The organism is Deinococcus sonorensis KR-87 (assembly GCF_040256395.1).
In the GTDB taxonomy this organism is placed as follows: Bacteria; Deinococcota; Deinococci; order Deinococcales; family Deinococcaceae; genus Deinococcus; species Deinococcus sonorensis.
Window position 1 is genome coordinate 1,790,300 of sequence record NZ_CP158299.1, and the last position, 18,068, is coordinate 1,808,367.

Annotated in this window: 18 protein-coding genes; 11 read left to right on the top strand and 7 right to left on the bottom strand. The window is 69.0% G+C overall.

Annotation, left to right across the window (positions count from 1 at the left end):
• The first annotated feature begins 25 nt into the window (after nucleotides 1–25).
• Together ABOD76_RS14110 and ABOD76_RS14115 are read left to right on the top strand one after the other, a co-directional pair.
• Nucleotides 26–1,021: an ABC transporter ATP-binding protein gene (locus ABOD76_RS14110; RefSeq protein WP_350242600.1), complete on the top strand. Its 996-nt coding sequence runs from the start codon at nucleotides 26–28 to the stop codon at nucleotides 1,019–1,021.
• A complete protein-coding gene (locus ABOD76_RS14115) occupies nucleotides 1,021–1,893 on the top strand; it encodes an ABC transporter permease (RefSeq protein ID WP_350242601.1) in 873 nt (290 codons plus the stop codon). Before ABOD76_RS14110 ends, ABOD76_RS14115 begins: the two co-directional genes overlap by 1 nt.
• Nucleotides 1,894–1,950: 57 nt before the next feature.
• Here the strand turns inward: ABOD76_RS14115 and ABOD76_RS14120 are convergent, their stop codons facing one another.
• From ABOD76_RS14120 to ABOD76_RS14140, 5 genes are all read right to left on the bottom strand, one after another.
• Entirely contained in the window at nucleotides 1,951–2,559 is a 609-nt protein-coding gene (locus ABOD76_RS14120) for a hypothetical protein (RefSeq protein WP_350242602.1), read from the bottom strand.
• Entirely contained in the window at nucleotides 2,552–4,330 is a 1,779-nt protein-coding gene (gene hflX / locus ABOD76_RS14125; protein ID WP_350245272.1) for a GTPase HflX, read from the bottom strand. The genes ABOD76_RS14120 and hflX overlap by 8 nt, the downstream gene beginning before the upstream one ends.
• Nucleotides 4,331–4,593: 263 nt before the next feature.
• Nucleotides 4,594–5,973 carry a sugar ABC transporter permease gene (locus ABOD76_RS14130; RefSeq protein WP_350242603.1) on the bottom strand — a complete coding sequence of 460 codons (1,380 nt, stop codon included), beginning with the start codon at nucleotides 5,971–5,973 and terminating at the stop codon, nucleotides 4,594–4,596.
• Entirely contained in the window at nucleotides 5,970–7,382 is a 1,413-nt protein-coding gene (locus tag ABOD76_RS14135) for an ABC transporter permease subunit (RefSeq protein ID WP_350242604.1), read from the bottom strand. The genes ABOD76_RS14130 and ABOD76_RS14135 overlap by 4 nt, the downstream gene beginning before the upstream one ends.
• A 225-nt stretch (nucleotides 7,383–7,607) precedes the next feature.
• Entirely contained in the window at nucleotides 7,608–8,792 is a 1,185-nt protein-coding gene (locus ABOD76_RS14140; protein ID WP_350242605.1) for a sugar ABC transporter substrate-binding protein, read from the bottom strand.
• 251 nt (nucleotides 8,793–9,043) lie between these two features.
• Between ABOD76_RS14140 and ABOD76_RS14145 the strand changes: the two genes are divergently transcribed.
• Together ABOD76_RS14145 and ABOD76_RS14150 are read left to right on the top strand one after the other, a co-directional pair.
• A complete protein-coding gene (locus ABOD76_RS14145; RefSeq protein ID WP_350242606.1) occupies nucleotides 9,044–10,282 on the top strand; it encodes an MFS transporter in 1,239 nt (412 codons plus the stop codon).
• Nucleotides 10,283–10,285: 3 nt separating this feature from the next.
• Entirely contained in the window at nucleotides 10,286–10,501 is a 216-nt protein-coding gene (locus ABOD76_RS14150; protein ID WP_350242607.1) for a hypothetical protein, read from the top strand.
• Nucleotides 10,502–10,564: 63 nt separating this feature from the next.
• Here the strand turns inward: ABOD76_RS14150 and ABOD76_RS14155 are convergent, their stop codons facing one another.
• On the bottom strand, nucleotides 10,565–10,879 hold the full coding sequence (locus ABOD76_RS14155; RefSeq protein WP_350245273.1) for a metal-sulfur cluster assembly factor: 315 nt from the start codon (nucleotides 10,877–10,879) through the stop codon (nucleotides 10,565–10,567).
• A gap of 92 nt (nucleotides 10,880–10,971) precedes the next feature.
• Complete coding sequence (locus tag ABOD76_RS14160) at nucleotides 10,972–11,289, bottom strand: rhodanese-like domain-containing protein (RefSeq protein ID WP_350242608.1); 318 nt, start codon at nucleotides 11,287–11,289, stop codon at nucleotides 10,972–10,974.
• A gap of 112 nt (nucleotides 11,290–11,401) precedes the next feature.
• Here ABOD76_RS14160 and ABOD76_RS14165 point away from each other — a divergent pair, with 112 nt between their 5' ends.
• The 7 genes from ABOD76_RS14165 to ABOD76_RS14195 all read left to right on the top strand — a co-directional run bounded on the left by ABOD76_RS14165 (nucleotide 11,402) and on the right by ABOD76_RS14195 (nucleotide 18,049).
• Complete coding sequence (locus ABOD76_RS14165) at nucleotides 11,402–12,223, top strand: SDR family NAD(P)-dependent oxidoreductase (protein WP_350242609.1); 822 nt, start codon at nucleotides 11,402–11,404, stop codon at nucleotides 12,221–12,223.
• 46 nt (nucleotides 12,224–12,269) lie between these two features.
• Nucleotides 12,270–12,566, top strand: a complete 297-nt coding sequence (locus tag ABOD76_RS14170; RefSeq protein ID WP_350242610.1) for a rhodanese-like domain-containing protein — start codon at nucleotides 12,270–12,272, stop codon at nucleotides 12,564–12,566.
• A gap of 117 nt (nucleotides 12,567–12,683) precedes the next feature.
• The gene (efp, locus tag ABOD76_RS14175; RefSeq protein WP_350242611.1) at nucleotides 12,684–13,241 is read left to right on the top strand and encodes an elongation factor P; all 558 of its coding nucleotides are present in this window, start codon (nucleotides 12,684–12,686) and stop codon (nucleotides 13,239–13,241) included.
• A 163-nt stretch (nucleotides 13,242–13,404) separates the two neighbouring features.
• Nucleotides 13,405–13,902, top strand: coding sequence for an acetyl-CoA carboxylase biotin carboxyl carrier protein (gene accB, locus ABOD76_RS14180; protein WP_350242612.1), 498 nt, complete (start codon nucleotides 13,405–13,407; stop codon nucleotides 13,900–13,902).
• 68 nt (nucleotides 13,903–13,970) lie between these two features.
• Nucleotides 13,971–15,314, top strand: a complete 1,344-nt coding sequence (gene accC, locus ABOD76_RS14185) for an acetyl-CoA carboxylase biotin carboxylase subunit (RefSeq protein WP_350242613.1) — start codon at nucleotides 13,971–13,973, stop codon at nucleotides 15,312–15,314.
• A 172-nt stretch (nucleotides 15,315–15,486) separates the two neighbouring features.
• Nucleotides 15,487–17,559, top strand: coding sequence for an ABC-F family ATP-binding cassette domain-containing protein (locus ABOD76_RS14190; RefSeq protein WP_350242614.1), 2,073 nt, complete (start codon nucleotides 15,487–15,489; stop codon nucleotides 17,557–17,559).
• A 46-nt stretch (nucleotides 17,560–17,605) separates the two neighbouring features.
• A complete protein-coding gene (locus tag ABOD76_RS14195) occupies nucleotides 17,606–18,049 on the top strand; it encodes a hypothetical protein (protein ID WP_350242615.1) in 444 nt (147 codons plus the stop codon).
• Nucleotides 18,050–18,068 lie beyond the last annotated feature (19 nt).

Sequence of the window (18,068 nt, forward strand, 5' to 3'; positions counted from 1 at the left end):
CGCTGCTTTAGAGTGTGGGAGACCCATGACGCGATCACCAGCCCCAGCACCGGCCATCTTTACCGAGCATCTGCGCAAGGTCTACAAGGGCCGAGCGGTGGTTCAGGACCTGTCGCTCACCGTGGGCGAAGGCGAGGTTTTCGGCTTTCTGGGGCCCAACGGCGCTGGCAAGAGCACCACCGTCAAGATGCTGCTGGGACTGGTGATGCCCACCAGCGGCGAGGTGCGGGTGCTGGGCGGCTCGCCGCAGGACCCGGAAATCCGCCGACAGCTGGGCTTCCTGCCAGAACAGTTCCGCTTTCAGAACTGGATGACCGCCCAGGAGTTCCTGCAGTTCCATGCCCGGCTGGCCGGCATGCCGCACGACGCGGCGCAGCGGCGCATTCCGGAGGTGCTGGAACTGGTGGGGCTGGGCGGCCGCGGCGGCGAAACCCTGAACGGCTACAGCAAGGGCATGCTGCAGCGTGCCGGGCTGGCCCAGGCGATTCTGGCGCGGCCCCGGCTGGTGTTTCTGGACGAGCCGACCAGCGCCCTGGACCCGATCGGGCGGGTGGAAGTGCGCGAGATCATCACGGCGCTCAAGGCCGAGGGCGTGGCGGTGTTCCTGAATTCCCACCTGCTGAGCGAGGTGGAACAGGTCTGCGATCACGTGGCCTTCGTGAACCGGGGTGAGGTGCTGCGCCAGGGCTCGGTGCGGACATTGCTGGGGGCCGAGCTGCAGGTGGAGGTGCGGGTGTCACAGCTGAGCCCGGGCCTGCTGCAGCGGCTGGGCCAGCTGGGCAGCGTGCAGGTGCTGGAGCCGGCCGAAGGCCAGTGGCCCGGCCTGCATCTGGTGGTGCCGGGCGAGGCGGCGGTGCCGCAGGTGGCCCGGCTGGTGGCCGAGGCGGGCGCGGACCTGTACGCGCTCAATCCCCACCACAACGATCTGGAAAGCCTGTTTCTAAACCTGATTGAGCATGCCGGAGAAGCGCAGGCGCGGCCGGAGCCGGTGGCCGCCGCGTCCGGCAGAGGAGGCCGCTGATGAGGAACGCCCTGCTGGTGGCGGAGCTGAGCCTGAGAGAGGCGCTGAGAAAGCGGCTGGTGCTGCTGCTGGTGGTGCTGTCGGCCCTGTTTATCGGCTTCTACCTGTACGGCGTGTGGCGGCTGCAGGGCACGCTGGACGCCCGCGCCGTCGAGGCCGGACTCACGACCGGCCCGCGCCGGGGCCTGGGCGGGCTGCCGGTGGCCAGCGTGACGCTGTTCGGCATGTATCTGGTGTACTTCCTGGGGTCGCTGATGAGCGTGCTGAGCACGGTGGGCGCCGTCAGCGGCGACATCGAGAGCGGGGTGATGCAGAGCATTGTGTCGCGTCCGGTGACGCGTCCGGAGCTGGTGCTGGGCCGCTGGCTGGGCTTCACGCTGGTGAACGTCCTGTATGTGGCGCTGCTGTCGGTGGCGCTGCTGGTGGGGGTCTGGGTCATCACCGGGTTCTCGCCGCCGCAGCCGGTGCAGGCCACCCTGCTGATCCTGCTGGGCGTGGCGCTGCTGAGCAGCCTGACGGTGCTGGGCAGCACCTTCTTCACCACGCTGTCCAACGGCATCGGGGTGTTCGTGTTCTACGGCCTGGGCTTTACCGGCGGCACCCTCAACAGCATCGCCCAGATCGCCGACACGCCGGTGCTGAGCACGCTGGGCCGCGCGGCCAACATCGTGATGCCCACCAACGCGCTGTGGCTGGGCGCCAGTTACGCGCTCCAGCCGGACTTTCTGCGCCAGATCAGCTCGGCTGCCCGGGGCGCCAATCCCTTCGTGAGCGCCTTTCCCGTGCCGTGGGGCATGGTGGTCTGGACCGGGGTGTACGCCTTGCTGGCGCTGCTGCTGGGCATGTGGAACTTCCGTCGCCGCGACCTGTAACGCAGGCGGTATGGAAAGCGGGCGTCCAGTTCACTGGACGCCCGCTTCCTGATGTCGTTACTGCTTGTTGGCCAGCGGGTCCGGGTCCCGGGTGGACATCTCGCCCTCGTGCAGCTCGTTCGGGTGGCGGTACAGCCGGTCGCGTTCCGCGTCGTTCCCGACCCCCACCGCCGCGTCATGGACCGGCGGCTTCGCGTCGGTATGCTCCATGGTCGGGTCCGGGGTCTGGGGGGCGTCCGGGCTGCGTCCGGCGGTCTTGGTGGGGTCGGGGTCCGTCATGCGGCTGGCCTCCTTCTGCTGCCAGACGCTCAGCGCAGTGCTGGCGTCGGCCGGGGGAACGGGGGAGAGGACGGTAATGCTCGGCGGCGGCACATGCGGGCCGGGGCTGACCGGGTCGGGAGCGAGCGGCTCGTTCAGTTCACTCAGCAGCTGTTCGCGCGCCGAGATCTCCTGATCCAGCCGGCTGATGTCCAGCCGGATCTCCTCCAGTACGCTCACCTCGGCATTGCCGTGGTACGCCCGGCCCAGCCGGGCATACAGCGCGTCCATCTCGCGGCCCAGCTGGAAGATCTCCACCCGCAGCCGGGCCGCCTGCGCGACCTCCTCGCCGCGCCGCTGCGCTCGCAGGGCGCCGCGCCGCAGCGTGTTCACAATGCTGTCAATCATGCGGGTATTGTCCGGCCAGCTCGGATGGGCGGGGTGAAGGCCGGTTCAGCTCGTCTTTACGCCGCTCGGCATCGAGGCGCTGTTCCTCCGCCTGCGCCGCCTGCAGCTCGGCCAGCCGGTGCAGGCGGTCGCTCAGCTCGCCGCGCAGCTCGTCCAGCCCCAGCCCCCTGGCAGCGCTGACCGGCAGGCCGTGCAGCCGCTCCACCTCACGGGCCAGCGTCTCGGGGTCAGCGGCGTCGGCCTTGTTGAGCGCCACCACCTCCGGCATGTCCTGCAGCTCCAGGTCGCTCAGGATGCGACGCACGGCCTCGTAGCGGGTGTCGGCGCCCGGCTGGGCACCGTCCACCACGTGCAGCAGCAGGTCGGCGTCGCCGATCTCCTCCAGGGTGGACCGGAAGGCGCGGCTCAGGTCGTGCGGCAGGTCGCGGATGAAGCCCACCGTGTCGGTGTAGATCACCGGCCCCACGCCCTCCAGGTAGCCCTGACGGCTGGTGGGCCGCAGCGTGGCGAACAGCTTGTTCTCGGCCAGCACCTTCCGCGGTTCCTCGGCGGCGTGGGTGAAGCTGTTGAGCAGCGTGCTCTTGCCGGCGTTGGTGTAGCCCACGATGCTCACCACCGGCACGTCGTTGCGGCTGCGGGTCTTGCGGCGTTCCTCGCGGCGCACCGAGACCTGTTCCAGCTGCTTTTCCAGGAAGCTGATGCGGTCGTTGATGCGGCGGCGGTCCAGCTCCAGCTTGGTCTCGCCGGGGCCGCGCGTGCCGATGGCGCCGCCCGCCGCGCTGCCGGCCGAACCGCCGATGCGCGAGAGCCGCGCGCCCGCGCCCAGCAGCCGGGGCTTCATGTAGCGCAGCTGCGCCAGTTCCACCTGCAGCCGCGACTCCACGCCCTGGGCGTGCAGCGCGAAGATGTCCAGGATCAGCTGGGTGCGGTCAATGACCTTCAGCCCGGTGACCTCCTCAATCTCGCGCGCCTGGGCGGCGCCCAGTTCCTGCCCGAACACCAGCGTCTGGGCGTCCAGGTGGTAGGCGCGGCTGGTCAGTTCCTCCAGCTTGCCCACGCCCACCAGCGTGCCGGGCTTCAGGTGCCGGCGGGCCACCAGCTCCTGATACACCACCTCGGCCCCGGCGGTACGGGCCAGTTCCCTGAGTTCCTCCAGGCGCTCCTCGGCGTCCACCTCCCCCCGGTCAATCTGCACCAGAATGGCGCGCTCCTTGTCCGGCTGGGCCTCACGCACCCGCGCGGCCCGCGCGATCTCTTCTTCCAGCGCCCGCACCTGGGCGCCCAGATCAAAGTCCTCAATGTCGTAGGCGCTGCGCGGCGGCAGAATGCGCCAGTCCTCTTCCTCGCCCACCGTGCCGGGGGGGGTCAGGTGTGCCACGTGCACGCTGCCCGGCAGGCCGTCCGGCCGCACCTCCACCGCCGCCACCGCGTCCAGGCGGTTCAGGAACAGTGTGGACAGGTCGCCCTTGCTCAGCGGGCCGCCCTTGGGATGGGTGTGCAGCAGGTGGAAGCCCGACAGGCGCTCCTCGCCGCGCCGGATCGGGGGCAGCTCGGCGGCCTTGGCGTCGGCCACGCTGACGCTCAGCACCCGTCCCCGGCGGTCGATCAGCAGGCTGATCTCGCGGCGCAGCTCATGGCTGAGCTCGGTGAGGTTGCGGGCCAGTTCCGGACTGCTGACGGTCCCGGGCGCCAGACGGCGGCGGTACAGGTTGCTCAGGCTCTTGAGCTGGGCCGGACGCAGACCGGAGGTGTTGCCATGTACTTTTTCGATGGTCTGTACACTCCTCGGATGAATGTTCCTGTTTCTGAAAACGCCGCAGCTCCCGGAACGGTTCCGGGCGGCGAATTCAGCCTCTGATAGAGGTATTTTACTGCCGAGAGTCACGGGCAACCGTGACGGTTCACTTCAGGCGCATACACCAATGGTGCCATGGTGTGGCCCTGGCCTGCATCGGTCAGGTGGCCTAGCCGGACCTACAGAAACACGCGGCGCCCTAACTGGGGCGCCGCGCCGGAGAGGGGAGAATATTCCTTTTATTCCTTGACGCCGCCCGCCACCGCGCCGCCCACAAAGTAGCGCTGGAAGCCGTAGAACAGCGCCACGATCGGCAGGGCGCCCAGGGTGGCCGCCGCCGCGAAGATGCCCCACTTGGTGGACAGCTGCCCGGAGGTGAAGGAGCGCAGCATCACGCCCACCGTCCACTTCTCCACGCCGGTCAGCAGCACGTTGGCCAGGATGAACTCGGCGTAGGTGCCGATGAACTGGTTCAGGAAGATGAACACCAGCATGCTGCCGGACAGCGGCAGCACCACGCGGGTGAAGGCGGTCCAGCGGGTGGCGCCGTCCACCAGCGCGGCCTCCTCCAGGCTCTCCGGCAGGCTCTCCACGTAGCCCTTGTAGATCCAGGTGTTGAAGGCGATGGCGCCGCCCGAGTACGCCAGGATCAGGCCGGTGAAGCTGTTGGTCAGCCCCAGGGTGAACAGCAGGGTATAGATGGCCACCAGCGCCAGGAACACCGGGAACATCTGCACGAAGATGAAGAACAGCAGCGTCTGGAAGCGGCCCGGGAAGCGCAGTCGCGCCATGGCGTAGCCGGCGGTGGTGGACAGCAGGATGGCCAGCAGGCCGGTCATGCCCGACACCACCAGCGTGTTGCGCACCGACAGCAGGAACTTGCTCTCGTTGCCCTGGCCCTGGAACTGCGCCGGCGTGATGAAGATGGCCAGCACCACCAGCGCCGCAATCAGCAGCCGGGTGGCCCAGCTGCGCGGACGCTCCAGGCCGGTGGCGTCGCCGCGCGCACGCTCCATCAGCACCATCACCAGCAGGCCGCCCAGGGCCACGCCGCCCAGCACCGCCACAGCGATCTGCCACGCGGGAATGGTGACGCCGTCAAAGAGCTTGCCGAAGTTTTCCCAGGTCAGGCCGCTCAGCCGCGGCAGCAGGCCCGAGCGGTACAGAATGTTCGGGTTCGAGAAATCCGGGAACGCGAACAGGCTGTTCTTGGGATCGAAGGCGGCCAGCAGCACGTAGAACAGCGGGTAGATGGCGACCAGCACCACCAGGATCAGGAACAGGTGCGTGAGCTGGTCGCCCAGCACCTCCCAGTACTTGATGCGGCGGCCGGTGACGCGCTGCCCGTAGCGCTGGCCCACCAGACTGGTCAGCGACAGCACCCCGGCGGCAGCCAGCAGGAACAGCAGGAAGCGGATCCAGCCGCCCTTGACGGTGTAGATGGTGAAGCTGGGCGGGCGGCCCTGCATGCTGTGGACCAGCACGGAGCCCAGGTAGATGAGCGCCAGCACGATCACGGCCGTGACGATCCACGGCACCGCCTTGCGCAGCGCGGACGGCTCGCGGTGAATGTAGACCTGGGAGGTGTCGTGGGTGTCGGTGCTCGGCTGTGCGGTCATCGCCTCGCCTCCTCAAAGACGCCAGCGGCGCGGAAGTTGACCAGACTGATGGCCAGGGTCAGGAAGAACACGATCATGGCGATGGCGCTGGCCAGCGCGTAGTTCTGGCCACCGCTGCTGGCAAACGCCGTGTTGTACCCCCACGACAGCAGGATGTCAGTGGACCCGGCGGTGCTGGTGCGGCCGGCCACTGCCGGACCACCCTGGGTCAGCAGGTAGATCACGCCGAAGTTGTTGAAGTTGAAGGCGAAACCCGACAGCAGGATCGGGGTGAAGCTGTTGCGCAGCAGCGGCAGCGTGATGTTCACGATCTGCTGCCAGCGGCTGGCGCCGTCGATGCTGGCCGCCTCGTACAGGTCGTCACTGATGGTGGACAGCGCCGAGATGGTGGCGGTCATCATGTACGGAAAGCCCAGCCATAGGTTCACCACCAGAATCGAGATCTTGGCCCACAGCGGGTCGGTCAGCCACGGCACCGCCGACACGCCCAGCAGTCCCAGCGTCTTGTTGACCACGCCGAACTGCTGGTTGAGCAGCGCGCCCCACATCTGGATGGTGATGACGCTGGGAATGGCCCACGGCAGGAACAGCAGCGTGCGGTAGATGTTGCGGCCCTTGAGCCGCTTGTTGTAGAGCAGGATGCCCAGAATCAGCCCGGCCAGCGCGTTGGTCACCACCGTGCCGAAGGCGAACACCACCGTCCACACGAACACCGGGATCAGTTCCTCGCTGGCGCGCGAGAAGATCGAGCGGAAGTTGGCGAGCCCCACCCGGCGGATGGCGTTCAGGCGGGTGGCGTCACTGACCTTGAAGCTCTCGGCGACCGGAGCGCTCAGGGTGACGTTCAGGCCGTTCACCGACTGGATGCGGGCGAACACCGGCGTGGCGCCCTCCGGGTCGTACAGCACCGTCGAGTCGCCTGCGCAGCTGGGCTTGGCGCACGCCAGGAACTCTGACAGGCTGGCCGAGCCTTCCGGCAGCGCCGAGAAGGTCAGCTGCCGGCGGTCGCTGGAGAGGGTCACCGGCGTCTTGACGCTGGTGTCGCCGTAGCCGCTGTTGATGCCCGAGTAGTTGGTGAAGGCGTAGTTGATGGTCAGCAGGATCGGCAGGATGGTGAAGGCGATCAGGAACACCAGGGCCGGCACCAGGTAGTACCAGCTCTGCATCCACGGAAACAGCCGCAGCGCCACCACCATCAGCACGATCATCACCGGCACCATCACCAGCAGGATCAGATAGGCCGGGGCCGCCGGCAGCACCGCCGAGACGGCGCCGCTCACCAGCCAGCCGATCAGGGCGGCGCCGCCCACCACCACCACCAGGACCGCCAGGGCCGCAAACACCCCCAGCGGGCCCTGGGGCGGCACCATGCGCGGGTATCTGCGGGGCGAGGCTGGAACGGCCGTCATGGCTGAACCTTCATCTGCAGCGGGCACCGTCTTGGCATGCTTACTCCTTCACTTTCTTTCGCTGTCGCGCTGGTTCTGCTTGGGGGCCAGTTCATTCTGAGCGGGTGATGAACCCGGCGCAAGCCCACAGTGGCAGCCCCGGATACAAAACGGGGGAGCGGTGTGCACCGCCCCCCCTTCCGGCCTCAGGCCGGGTTCGTCCGCATCCGGAACGCCCGGAGCGGGTTACTTGATGTTGCTGTTGATTTCCTTGACGGCGGTGTCGTTGATGTTGCTGTAGTTGACGCCGGCCTTCTGGGTGCTCTGGGTGACGGCGTTGGTCCAGGGGCCCCAGACCGCGCTCATCTGCGGGATGTTGGGCATCGGGGTGCCGGCGCTGATGGCCTTGCCGAAGCCGGCCACGACCGGGTCACTCTTGAGCTGCACGCGGGCCGAGAGGCTGACCGGGATGCGGCCGCCGGCCTTGTTGAAGGCCAGCTGGGCGCTGCCGCTCACCAGGGCCTTGGCAAACTGCGCCGCCGCGACCTTGTTCTTGCTGTAGGAGTTCAGGATCACGCCCTGCACGCCCACGAAGGGCGACCACTTGCCGGTGGCGCCGGGAGGGGTCGGCAGGTTGGCGATGCCGTAATCAATGCCGGCCTTCTTGATGTCGCCCATGTCCCACGGCCCGGTGACCAGCATGGCCAGGCGGCCGTCGGTGAAGGCGCTCTTGGCCACGTCGCCCGTCACGCCTTCCGGCACCAGGTTGTACTTGTAGCGCAGGTCGTTCAGCAGCGAGGCGGCCTTGTCGGCGCCGGCGTTGGCCAGACCCACGTCCTTGGGGTTCAGGGTGCCGCCGTTGTTCTTGAACACGTAGCTGCCGTAGGCGCTGTAGATGCCGTAGTTCACGTAGGCGTTCGACAGGTCCACCAGGAAGCCGAACTTGCCGTTGCCGGTGTTGGACTGCGCCGCCTTGATGAAGGCGTCCCAGGTGCCGGGCACGCCGTTGGGCAGCAGCTTCTTGTTGTAGACCACCGCGACGGCCTCGGCGAACATCGGCAGGCCGAACAGCTTGCCGTTGTAGGTCATGGCGCTCAGCGAGGTCTTGTCCAGGTCGGTCTTGCTGGTGATGTACTTGTCCATCGGCTCGATCACGCCCGACGACGCCAGCTGGCCCAGGCGGTCCTGCGGCAGCGTGACGACAATGTCAGGGCCCTGGCCCTTAGGGGCGGCCTGGATGAACTTGTCGGGAATGTCGCCCAGCGGCACGGTCACGATGTTGACGGCATTGCCGGTCGCCTTGGTGTAGGCGGCGGCCTGCTGCTTGAGCCAGGTGAGCTCCACGTCGCCGAAGTGGCTCCAGACGGTGAGGGTGGCGGCCGAGGCATTGCCCAGCAGGGCCAGCGACAGGACGGTCAGTGCTTTCTTCATGTTGTACTCCTCTGGAGCCGCGGCCCGCGTGGCTGTCGGAACCGCTTCCATACTGAAAGTGCATGGTGCAAACGGAGCTTGATTCGCCTGCGACTGGAAACTCCAGACGCCCGGCTTATGGTCAAAATCCTGATTGCTCGCCCAGCATTATAGACACGTCACTGGCATCTGACAATGAGAGCTTTCAGACAAAAAGCGGCGGGGGCAATCGTCCTGACCGGGCGGTCAGGGGCAGGAATAGACTGTGCAGCATGAGTGTACGCGCCCAAACACAGCCGCGCGGCGGCGTCAGCCCGAAGGTGGTGCTGTTCCTGACCATCTTTGTGGCGATGCTGGGGCTGAGCGTGCTGTTTCCCATCATCGCGCCGCTGTCGCGCCAGCTGGGCCTGACCGAAACCCAGACCGGCTGGTTTTCCACCGCCTACAGCCTGATGCAGTTTCTGTTCGCGCCGATCTGGGGCGCGCGCAGCGAGCGCGTCGGGCGCAAGCCGGTGCTGCTGCTGGGGCTGGTGGGCTTTGGCCTGAGCTTCGGGCTGTTCGCCCTGTTCGCGCAGCTGGGGCTGCGCGGCGTCCTCAGCGGCGGCCTGCTGTTCACGCTGCTGGTGGGGGCGCGGGTGGTGGGCGGCGTGCTGTCCAGCGCCACCCTGCCCACCGCCCAGGCGATGATGGCCGACCTGACCGGCCGGGAGAACCGCGCCGCCGCCATGGGCCTGATCGGGGCGGCCTTCGGCCTGGGCGTGGTGTTCGGACCGGCGCTGGGCGCCGGACTGGCTCACTTCGGGCTGGTGGTGCCGGTGGTGTTCAGCGCCGCGCTGGGGCTGGCCACGGCGGCCCTGGCCAGCGTCACGCTGCACGAAACCCGGCAGCCGCAGGCGGACACGGCGGCGCGGGTCAGCCGCCGGTCGCTGCTGCACGGGTCCATCCTGTTCTTTCTGGGGGTCAGCGCGCTGTACACGCTCGCGTCGGTTGGCATGGAGCAGACCATCGGGTTCTACGTGCAGGACACGCTGCACCTGAGCAGTGCCCGCACCGCCACCACGGTGGGCCTGATGCTGGCGATCTTCGGCTTCCTGGCGGCGGCGGTGCAGGGCGGGGCCATCCGCCCGCTCAGCAAGCGCCTGTCGCCGGCCCTGCTGCTGCCGGCCGGCCTGGTGGTGATGGGTGCGGGCATGCTGCTGCTGCCGGCCACCAGCACCTTCTGGAGCATCACCGGAGCGCTGGCGCTGGTGGGCGTGGGCAGCGCGATCCTCGGGCCCACGCTGTCAGCGGCCCTGTCGCTCAGCGTGGGCGAGCACGGCCAGGGGCAGGTCGCCGGGCTGAACAGCAGCGCGCTGGCGCTGGGCCGCATGACCGGCCCGCTGCTCGGCACCGGGCTGTATCAGAAGGTGTCGCACGGCGCGCCGTACCTGCTGAGCGGTGGGGTGCTGCTGGCGCTGCTGGTGGTGTCGCTGCTGAGTCTGCCGCGCCTGCGCAGCGCCCTGCACGCCTGAAGCGTGCCGCAGCTGGTGTACGTGCTGGAACTGCTGCGGCCCGGCGGGGTGGTGCGCGCCCACTTCGCCCAGACGGAGGGGGCGGCGAGGCGGGCGGCCGGGGCGCGCCACCGTCTGGAGGGCCGCTGGCTGGCCGGGCCGGACCGTGAGGTGGTTGCCCAGCTGTGGGCCGGGCAGACGCTGGTGGCCCAGGTAAGGCGCGAGACGCTGGACGACTGAACCGTCAACGACAGCAGCGGGCCGCCACCCTGTTGGGAGTGGCGGCCCGCTGCTGTCCGGTCTTCAGACGTTGAAGCCGAACATCCGCATCTGGCGCTTGCCGTCGTCGGACATCTTCTCCGGGGCCCACGGCGGCGACCACACGAAGTCCACCTCCACCTGATTCACCCCGTCCAGCCGCATCACGGCCATCTCGGCGTCGGCGCGGATCAGGTCCTGCACCGGGCAGCCCACCGAGGTGAGCGTCATGGTGATCTCCACGTTGCCGGCCTCGCTCACGTCCACGCCGTAGATCAGGCCCAGGTCCACCACGTTCACCGGGATTTCCGGGTCCTTGACGACCTTCAGCGCCTCCAGCACCTGGGCCTGGCTGGGCAGGCCCGGCGCGACCGGGGTGGTGCTGGGGTTGGTCAGCGCGCCCGCGTAGCTGCCGTCGCCCGCGCTGGTGTCCATGTTGGTGTCGGGGTCGCTCATGCCGTTCCTCCTTCTTCGGTGGGCAGGCCGGCCTGCTGCCACGCCAGGGTGCCGCCCTGCAGGTTGGTGACGTTGCTGTACCCGCGCTGCAGCAGGTACTGGCCGGCCCGCTCGCTGCGCGCGCCGCTGCGGCAGATCATGATCAGTTCGGCGTCCTGCGGCAGTTCCTGGTAGCGCGCCTCGAACTCGCTGAGCGGGATCAGCTGCGCGCCCTGGGCGTGCACCTCCTGGTATTCGTTCGGCTCGCGCACGTCGATCAGCAGGGCACCCTGCTGCACACGCTCCTGGGCTTGCTGGGGGTTGAGCTCGTTCATGCCTTCCAGCATACAGGGGCCGCTCCGGGCAAAGGTGCCCTGATCTCCGAGGAGCCGCAGGCGTGCAGCCGCTACAGTGGGGCGGAGCATCCACACCCGTATGGAGGGCGTCATGAACGAACTGGCCGGAACGGTAGCGCTGGTGACCGGAGCAAGCCGTGGGGTGGGGCGGGGCGTCGTGCTGGCGCTCGCGCAGCAGGGAGCGGCGGTGTACTTTACCGGCCGCACGGTGCAGGAAGGCGAGGGAACGGTGCGGCTGCCCGGCAGCCTGCAGCGGACCGAACAGGACGCGCGCGCCCAGGGCGGCACCGCCACCGGCCTCCAGTGCGACCACACCGACGACGACCAGACCCGGGCCGTCATCGAGCGGATTCAGCACGACCACGGCCGACTGGACCTGCTGGTCAACAACGTCTGGGGCGGGTATGAGCACTACTTCGACGGCACGCCCTTCTGGGAGGAGCGGGGCTTCTGGACCGAGCCGCTGAACCGCTGGGACCGGATGTTCCAGGCGGGTGTGCGCGCCCATTACGTCACGTCCAGCCTCGCCGTGCCGCTGCTGCTGCGCTCTGAGCGCGCCCTGGTGGCGACCATTTCCTTCATCGCGTCCGGGCGGGTGGACATGGGCGTGGCCTACGGGGCGGCGAAGGCCGCCGATGACCACATGACCGCGTGCATGGCGCATGAGCTGCAGCCGCACGGAGTTGCGGCGCTGGCGCTGCATCCGGGGCTGGTGCGGACCGAGGGGGTGGTGCAGTCCGGCGCCTTCGACCTGAGTACCTCCCACTCGCCGGAGCTAGTGGGGCTGGTCATCTCGGCGCTGCTGCGTGACCCGCAGCTGCTCCAGCGCTCCGGCCAGGCATTGGCCGTGCTGCGGCTGGCCGGTGAGTACGGGCTGTCCGATCTCGGCGGCCAGCCGCTGCCCGTGGAGTAGGACGCGCGGAACGGTGGAGCGGGCCAGCTCAGGCCATACTGGCGGCATGACCGACGTGCTGCCTCTCGACCGGCTGCTGATTGACCTGCGCCCGGAGCCGTTGCGGGTCAGGGGCCCCCTGGAGCCACTGGTGCCCAACCGGGTCCGGGCGGTGACGCTGGAGCAGATCGAGGCCGGCACCCACGGCCTGACGCCCGACCTGGGGCCGCTGCTGGTCATCTGTGAGCGGGGCATCCGCAGCGGCCTGGCGGCGCGGTTCCTGCGGTCCGACGGGCTGGACGCCGAGGCGTACCCGGGGGGCGTCCCGGCCCTGCTGGAAGCGCTGCAGCGCCCCGGCGGGTAGCCGGGACTCCACAAAACGGGCGGTATTCGCTACACTACGGAACGGTGTCTGCCCTCCTCATGTGGCCTTCAGGGTCCAGGATGCGCGCGGACGAGCAGCACAGCCACAAGGAGAAACATGATCAGCGTAACTGAACTGAGAAACGGCACGAAAGTGCAGATGGACGGCGGCCTGTGGGAATGCCTGGACTACTCGCACCTCAAGATGGGGCGCGGCGGCGCGAAGGTGGTCACCAAGTTCCGCAACATGGAAACCGGCAGCATCGTGGACCGCACCTTCAACAGCACCGAAAAGCTGCAGGACATCTTCGTGGAGACCAAGCCGATGCAGTACCTCTACAAGGACGGCAACGACTTCATCTTCATGGACATGGAAACCTATGACCAGGTGTCGCTGCCCCCGGTGCTGGCCGGCGACTCGGCCAAGTTCCTGAAGGAGAACATGGAGGTCGAGGTCTCGATGTTCGGGGACAAGGCACTCAAGATCGTGCTGCCGAACAAGGTGGTGCTCAAGATCATCGAGACGGCCCCCGGCGTGCGCGGCGACACCGTGTCGGGTGGCACCAAGCCGGCCGTGTTGGAGGGAGGCGCCACCGTGCAGGTGCCGCTGTTCGTGGACCAGGGCACCGACGTGAACGTGGACACCCGCACCGGCGAGTACCTCAGCCGCGCCTGACCATCTGGCCCCAAGCCGCCCTCCAGCTGGAGGGCGGTTTTGCGTGGCCCCGAACAGACGCGCTGCGGGGTGCTGTCACCGGAGCAAAACGTCCGTTAGACTGCGGCGTCTGATCCTGCGCGGTCATCCCAACAAACTTGCACCGCAACACGAAGGAGTGCTCATGGACCCCAAGGACCTCAAGGATATTCTGCAGGCGCTGGAATCCGCCGACGTGCGCGAATTCAGCCTCAAGACCGCCGACTACGACCTGAACCTGCGGCGCGGCCCGGACCCGCAGCCGGTGATGATGGTCCCGGCCCCCGCCCCGGTGGCCCAGGCCCAGCCGGCCCCCGCCGCGCCTGCTGCCCCGGCCGCGCCGGCCAGTGAGCCGGCTGCGGCCCCGGCACCGGCCGCGTCCACGCCCACCCCTGCTGCGGCCAGCAGCGGCACGCCGGTCAAGGCGCCCATCGTGGGCACCTTCTACTCGGCCAGCAGCCCGGACGCGGCCCCCTTCGTGAAGGTGGGCGACCGGGTAGAGGTGGGGCAGGTGCTGTGCATCATCGAGGCCATGAAGCTGATGAACGAGATCGAGTCCGAGTCGGCCGGAACTGTGCGCGAGATTCTGGTTCGCAACGCCGAGCCGGTCGAGTACGGCCAGACGCTGTTTATCGTCGAGTAAGCGGGCGGCGGGCCACCGGCCGGCGCAGCCCGGACGGTGGCCCGCGTTCACCCGGCCAGGGGGCAGACATGTTCAAGAAGATTCTGATCGCCAACCGGGGCGAGATCGCGTTGCGGGTGATCCGCACCGCGCGGGAGATGGGCGTCAAGACGGTGGTGGTATACTCGCAGGCCGATGAGCAGAGCCTGCCGGTGCTGCTCGCCGACGAATCGGTGTGCGTGGGGCCGCCGGCCAGCAGCGCCAGCTACCTGAACATCCCCAACATCCTCTCGGCGGCCCTGATGACGGGCGCCGAGGCGATCCATCCCGGCTACGGCTTCATGGCCGAGAACCCGGACTTTGCCGAGATGTGCCGCGAGCACGGCATCACCTTCATCGGCCCGACCCCCGAGAGCATGCGGGCGCTCGGCAGCAAGGCAGGTGGCCGCGAGATCGCGGCGAACAGCAACGTGCCGACCGTGCCGGGCACCGGGGTGCTGGAGGGCGTGGACGAGGCGCTGCTGGCCGCCAAGCAGATCGGGTATCCGGTGCTGCTCAAGGCGTCGGCGGGCGGCGGCGGGCGCGGCCAGAAGGTGGTGCGCACCCAGGAAGAGCTGCGGGCGGCCTTCGGACAGGCCCAGGAGGAAGCGCGGCTGTACTTCGGCGACCCGGCCATCATCATGGAGAAGTTCCTGGAGGAGTTCCGGCACGTGGAGGTGCAGGTGATGGGGGACGGGCAGGGCCACGTCATCCACATCGGCGAGCGTGACTGCAGTATCCAGCGGCGCAACCAGAAGCTGATCGAGGAGGCGCCCAGCACCCTGCCGGCCAGCCTGCGCCAGGAGATCCTGGACGCGGGCGTACGGCTGGCTCAGCACGTGAACTACGCGGGGGCCGGTACGCTGGAATTCATCGTGGACCGCGACGGCAACTACTACTTCATGGAGATGAACACCCGCATCCAGGTGGAGCACTGCGTCTCGGAGCAGATCAGCGGCCTGGACTTCGTGCGCCTGCAGCTGCAGATTGCGGCGGGCGAGGGCCTGCACCTGCAGCAGTCGGACATCGTGCTGCGCGGGCACTCGATCGAGTGCCGCATCAACGCCGAGGACCCGGACAAGGACTTCCGCCCGGCTGCCGGCAAGATTGACGACGTGCACTTCGCGGGCGGTCCCGGCGTGCGGGTGGACTCGCACGCCTACAGCGGCTACATTATTCCGCCGCACTACGACAGCCTGATCGGCAAGCTGATCGTGCACCACGACACCCGCGAGCAGGCGATTGCCCGCATGAAACGCGCCCTGGAGGAGACGGTCATCCAGGGGCCCAAGACCACCATTCCGCTGTACGTGAAGATCATGGACAACCCCTTCTACAAGCGCGGCGCGGTGCAGACCAACTTCCTGAAGACCCGCATGGAAGGCGCGCTGTAGCGGGTCAGATGGCCTGAGCAGCGAACAGGCCCGTCACCGGCAGGACCACGACCATCCGCGTCCTGCCGGTGACGGGCCGCTTGCATAGCTCGGCCGGACGGTCACTGCTTCACCAGGAAGCCTCGCCAATCGGTAAACGGTGGGCGCAGGTTCTCTGCGCTAGCCTGCGGCCGTGCCCACGCTGCTCCAGGCCGAGGAACTGACGCTGCGCTACGCCGAGCGGACCGTGCTGGACCGCGTGTCGCTCACCGTCTCCACGGGAGACCGGTTGGCGCTGCTGGGCCGCAACGGGGCTGGCAAGACCACCCTGCTGCGACTGCTGGCCGGCCAGCGGCCCCCCGACGAAGGCCAGGTGTGGCGCGAGACGGGTCTGCGCTTTACCATGCTGGAGCAGCAGCCGGTCTACCCGCCGGGCGTGACGGTGCAGCAGCTGATCGAGCAGGCCAACCCGTACCGGGCGGCGCAGCAGCAGCTCGATCAGCTGGCAGGTCAGCTGCACGACCCAGAGGTTATGGAGCGCTGGACCACCCTGCAGGGGCAGTTCGAGGCGGGGGGTGGCTACGGTTGGCCCACCCGCGCCGCCCGCATGCTGGGCGTGCTGGACCTGACCCGCTTTCAGGACCGTGAGGCCGCGACGCTCAGCGGCGGCGAGCAGACCCGGCTGGGCCTGGCGCTGGCGCTGGCCGGTGAGCCGGACCTGCTGCTGCTGGATGAGCCGACCAACCACCTGGACATCCGGATGCGCGAGTGGCTGGAGACGCAGCTGCTGGCCTTTTCCGGTGGACTGGTCCTGACCAGCCACGACCGCGAGTTTCTGGACCGGGTGGCCACCCGCAGCCTGTGGATTGAGCAGGGGGAGGCGGCCCCCTACCCGGGCGGCTACAGCCGGGCGCGTGACATCCGCACGCTGGAGCGGCGCACGGCCGGGCGGCTGCACCGCCTGAGCGTGCGCGAGGAGCAGCGCCTCAGCGGCAGCGCCGAACAGCTGGACCGCTGGGGCCGGCGCAGCCGGGCCGTGAAGTCGCGGCTGGCGCGCACGGTGGTGGCCGAGGCGCCTCAGGCGGAGCGGGCCATCCGCATGCGGCTGATGGCGGGGCAGGCGCGGGCGCGGCTGGTGCTGTGGGCTGAGCACGTCAGCAAGAGTTACGGGCCGCGCCCGGTGCTGACCGGCGCGGCCCTCAAGGTGCGTCAGGGTGACCGCGTCGCGCTGATGGGCGCCAACGGCACCGGCAAGACCACCCTGCTGCGGCTGTTGGCCGGCCAGGAGTTTCCAGATCACACCACACCGCCCGCCACGCTGCAGGTGGCGGCGGGCGTGCAGGTGGTGACGCTGGACCAGACCTGGCATGGCCTGGACCCGGACCGGGGCCTGAAGGCGCAGTTCGAGGCGCGCTTCGGAGCGCGGGCCACCACGCTGCTGGGCCGGGCCGGTTTCCGGGAGGACGACTGGGCCAAGACGGTGCTGGAGCTGTCGGGTGGCGAGCGGGCGCGGGCCGGGCTGGCGCTGGTGAGTGCGCTGCGGGCCGACCTGCTGCTGCTGGACGAGCCGACCAACCACCTGGACATCGAGGCGCTGGAGGCGCTGGAGGCGGCGGTGCAGGCGTATGGCGGGGCGGTGATCATCGTGACGCACGACCGGCGCTTCGCCCGCGAGGTGGCCACCCGGCTGTGGCTGATCGAGGACACGGTGCTGCGTGAGGTGGGCGGCTGGGATGACCGCACCGCGCTGGACCCGGCCCGGACGCTGGAGGGCGACCCGCCGCCGCCCCCGCCGCCGCCCACCGCCCGTGAGCTGCTGCGGGAGCAAGAGACGCGGCTGCAGGAGCTGAACCGGGAACTCGACCGGCTGGACCTGACCGGGCGTGAGGAGGCCCGGCTGCGCTCGGAGCGGCACCGGCGGCAGCAGGAGGTGTACCTGCTGCTGGAGGAGGTGTACGGCGCGGCCCAGTACGACCACGAGGTGCGCTCCGGCCCGCTGCGGGTGCGGGCGCAGCGCTTCGAGGCGGGCGGGGGCATGTTCTGGGCGGCCCGCGACCTCAGCTGTCCGCATCTGGCCTGGGACGGCCACACCCTGCGCTGGTCGGACCCGCCGCCCGGATGGTACGGGGCGGCGCTGCTGGGCGCGGCGCTGCAGCTGCTGTTCACGCGCTGGAACGTGGGGCAGGTGCGGCTGGGAGAGGGAGGGCCACAGCTCAGTCGGCGGCGCTATTTCGAGCGGCTGGGCTACGTGCGGCAGGGCACTTGACCATGGTCCCGCTCCGGTTCCATTGAGGCCCGCTATACTGCCGCTCATGGAAGACATCCTCAAAGGACGCCTGGGCGGTGACAGCGGCTACGACATCCGCTGCGCCATCGACGGCGACCGCATCACGGGCCGCGCGGGCGGCAGGCTGCACGGCAAGGACATCAATCTGGAAATCACCGAGCGGGGCGTTCAGGGCACTGTCGGCGAAGCGCCGGTCAAGATCGAGCTGCAGGAAGGCGAGCTGAAGGGCAATGTGGGCAGCGAGAAGCTGACCCTGCGCGGCGTGGACCGCGTGACCGGCTTCTTCGGTGAGCCGATCGTCGGCTGGAATGTGGTGGCGCAGCAGCAGGGCAGCTCGCTGGTGGGCCGCCTGGGCAGCACCGTGCTGGGCCGCGACTTCCAGCTGGACCTGGGCTCGGCCCCTGGCTGGGTGGGCGCCCTGGTGGCCGTGGTGGCCTTCTACGCCCTGGAGCCGCGCGCCAGCCGCTAAGAGGGAGCGCACAGCAGAA